This window comes from Nostoc paludosum FACHB-159, from assembly GCF_014698835.1.
Lineage (GTDB): Bacteria > Cyanobacteriota > Cyanobacteriia > Cyanobacteriales > Nostocaceae > Nostoc > Nostoc paludosum.
The window spans coordinates 1-3,049 of sequence record NZ_JACJTU010000151.1 but is presented as its reverse complement, the minus strand read 5'-3'; the positions used below and the strand labels follow the sequence as shown (position 1 = coordinate 3,049).

The 3,049-nt window shown below is 44.4% G+C and carries 4 protein-coding genes and 1 pseudogene; 4 read left to right on the top strand and 1 reads right to left on the bottom strand.

From position 1 onward, the window contains the following. From H6H03_RS39595 to H6H03_RS39585, 3 genes and pseudogenes are all read left to right on the top strand, one after another. A pseudogene (locus H6H03_RS39595) lies at positions 1–580 on the top strand (tetratricopeptide repeat protein); the annotation flags it as partial. A 94-nt stretch (positions 581–674) separates the two neighbouring features. After that, complete coding sequence (locus H6H03_RS39590; protein WP_190960425.1) at positions 675–821, top strand: hypothetical protein; 147 nt, start codon at positions 675–677, stop codon at positions 819–821. A 345-nt stretch (positions 822–1,166) separates the two neighbouring features. Then, entirely contained in the window at positions 1,167–1,658 is a 492-nt protein-coding gene (locus H6H03_RS39585) for a thermonuclease family protein (protein WP_190960424.1), read from the top strand. Positions 1,659–1,675: 17 nt separating this feature from the next. On the opposite strand, the gene H6H03_RS39580 is transcribed toward H6H03_RS39585, so the two are convergent. Then, complete coding sequence (locus H6H03_RS39580) at positions 1,676–2,686, bottom strand: SDR family oxidoreductase (protein ID WP_190960423.1); 1,011 nt, start codon at positions 2,684–2,686, stop codon at positions 1,676–1,678. A gap of 90 nt (positions 2,687–2,776) precedes the next feature. Between H6H03_RS39580 and H6H03_RS39575 the strand changes: the two genes are divergently transcribed. Beyond that, entirely contained in the window at positions 2,777–2,959 is a 183-nt protein-coding gene (locus H6H03_RS39575) for a hypothetical protein (RefSeq protein WP_190960422.1), read from the top strand. Positions 2,960–3,049 lie beyond the last annotated feature (90 nt).

The window sequence follows — 3,049 nt, the reverse complement described above, 5'->3', positions numbered from 1 at the left end:
GCGATTTGGCGATTGGGATGAAATTTTACAGGCTCCTCGGCCTGATGCTACACTCCCAACTACTAATGCATTGTGGCACTTTACGCGAGGTTTGGCATACGCAGCCCAAAACCAGCCAGAAGATGCAGTATTAGAAAGCCGTGCTTTACTAGCTGCTAGAAAGACCGTGCCAGCAGAGTCTACCATCGGTTTTACGCCTGCTAGCCGCATTTTAGACATTGCCCAAAAATTTTTAGATGCCAAGATTGCCAAATCTAGGAATGATTATCAGAGTGCGATCGCTATATTGCAACAAGCAGTAGTAGCAGAAGATAACCTAGACTACGTAGAACCGCCAGACTGGTACTTCCCCACGCGGGAAGCATTGGGAGGTGTGCTGTTAGCTAAAGGTGATTATGCGGCAGCAGAGACAGTATTTCGGGCTGATTTAACTAAATATCCGGGTAATGGACGTTCGTTATTTGGCTTGCAGGCAAGTTTGCAAGCACAGGGTAAAAATAAAGCTGCAAAACTCGCACAAACAGAATTTGCCCAAGCATGGCAAAACTCAGATACTCAGCTCAAGATTGAGAATCTTTGACATGGGAATGGGGCATAGGGAATTTGAGATTTTAGATTGAAACCCAATCCAAAATTTCAAATCCCAAATTGGTGAAAACTTTGCAATTTTACGCGTGAAGATAACCGACCAGAGAACCTTATCTCGCTTTGTACCCCATCTCATAATTTCACTGCACAGTCGGGCGCGATCGCTCTCCCTTTTTCCTCGCTTAAATTGGAGCGATCGCTTTCTCCCAGAACTGAAAGCTGCTATAAAGTAGTTGATTAAATGTTGATGGTAAATATCTTTACCCATCGCCTTGTCCAAGTTTTATTCGCGCTAGTAGTATTTCTAGCCAGTTGTCTTTTGCCTGACCAAGCACTGCATTAATGGTGTAGCGACCACAGCACTCTTACAACTGGCTACCCTCCGACTACAGAAGTAGCAATTTCGGCTGTGTCTTTCACACATCTTCTGTTTGTCTTTGCGTTTTGTTATGTCTATTAAAACTGTAACTGAAATACTTTAGATGCCAATTTGCCAAAATGCTCAGAAGTTTTTTTAACTCTAGATTTGGCCTCAGCACGGTTAAGATTGTGGTTCCCTGAACTACACCCTCAGCAACATGAAATCATTGCAGAAAACTGGAATCATCTTTGCTGCCATCGCCCTCGGTAGTACCGTTATTTGGCTTATCACCTCACAGAAAAACTCATTCATCGCTCTAACCGAAGAATGGGCAGTGGTGGAAGTAACAGATGCCCAAAGCATGATTCTCCGGCAAACCGATGGCAACCAAATGCAAGTTTGGTTGTGTGGCATTGAAGCGTCAGAGTTGGGGAATAAAGCTAACGAGAAACTGAAATCGCTTGTTGCAACTAACGAAAATCAAGTGATGGTCATTCCGGTGGGGAAAGATGAGCAGGGGCGTACTGTTGCAGAGGTAATGGTTTACGGCAAGGATGGGGTTGAGGTCAGCTTTCAAGAAGAACTACTCAAAAGCGGCTTGGCTAAAACGCAGCAAGGTGGCGTGGAATGCCCCAACCAGATAGCTTTTGAGAATGCACAGAAGATGGCTGTAGCATCCAAGGTTGGTGTGTGGAGTCAGAACAAATAAAATCTGCGTTCAAACAATCACTTGTGTAAATAGCCTTGAGACTGATACCACACAACTGTATCTTTCAATGTAGTTGTCAAAGGTCGAAAACTGACTCCCAATTCTTGGATAGCTTTAGCTGAACTTAAGTTCGCTTTTTCTAATAAAGTTTGGACGCCAGCCAATGGCATAGGGTTGACCCCACCTGTCAAACCCGCCCAGGTTTCTAGCAACCATGCGATTGAGAGTGCAATTCCATCGGGAATTTCCATTTTCGGAGCCTTCACCCCTGAAATCGCTTCTAATTCTAAAGCAATATCTTTCATAGTTTTCAACGATCCCGCTACGATATAACGCTGACCTCGTTTCCCTCGTTCGGCAGCACTAATCATAGCTGTTGCTACATCCCGAACATCAGTCAAACAAGCACTACCATCAATTATCCCTGGCAGTTTACTTGCCAATAAATCTAACACTAATTGCCCCGCAGAAGTCGGTGCAGCATCCCCAGGCCCCATCATCCAACCAGGCAGAATCATCACCACATCCATTCGGCTAGTTTCCAAAAACTGATAAATTTCTTTTTCTGCCAAAACTTTAGTTTTAAAGTAGAGGTTTTTTTGAGCGAATTTGCTGTAGGGGGCGGTTTCAGTGGCCGCCTGATGGGGATAAGTTTGGATAACGCCACTGGATGAGGTGAAAATCGTTCTTGCTACGCCTTGTGCCTCTGCCACTTGCAAAAGTTCAATTGTGGCATCGACATTGATGTGTTTCATCTTGTTCCAGTGACCACCTGGCTGATAATACTCCCGAAAAAAGGCTGCGGTGTGAAATACTACATCTACTCCCTTTAATGCTGGAGCAAAGGCAGGCACATTCTCAATGTCACCCTGGATAAAATCGACCTGGCTGTTTGGCTGAAAACGTTTAGCCTTTTCAATAGATCTCACTAGCCCTTTGACTTGCCATCCTTGTGAGACTAGGAATTGGCAAAGATTACTACCCAGCAAACCTGTTGCTCCAGTCACAAATGCTGTTTTACCATTCATGCTCTTTATCTCCTGGTGATTTTATTGCTTGTAGATTTCGTCTCAACTTTGTTAATGTGAGCTATTACTCACATTCATATTAGACAGCATATGAGCAAAAGCTCACATCGTCAATCTCCAAGCAATAAAACAATCAACTCACCAGTTTCGGGTGATGATTCAAGCTCTCAAAAAACTCGTCGCCGTCCTTCTGGCAAGCGCGGTCAGCAACGACGCGATTTAATTCTAGATACCGCCGCCAATTTGCTAGCCGAAGCATCCGTGAGAGGTTAAGGTAATTGCACATTTGTCAAGAGGGTGCAGGAAAAGGAGATAAATCCAGCCTGGAGACTGGTTTTCGTAGGGCTTTAACAACTCCTAAAT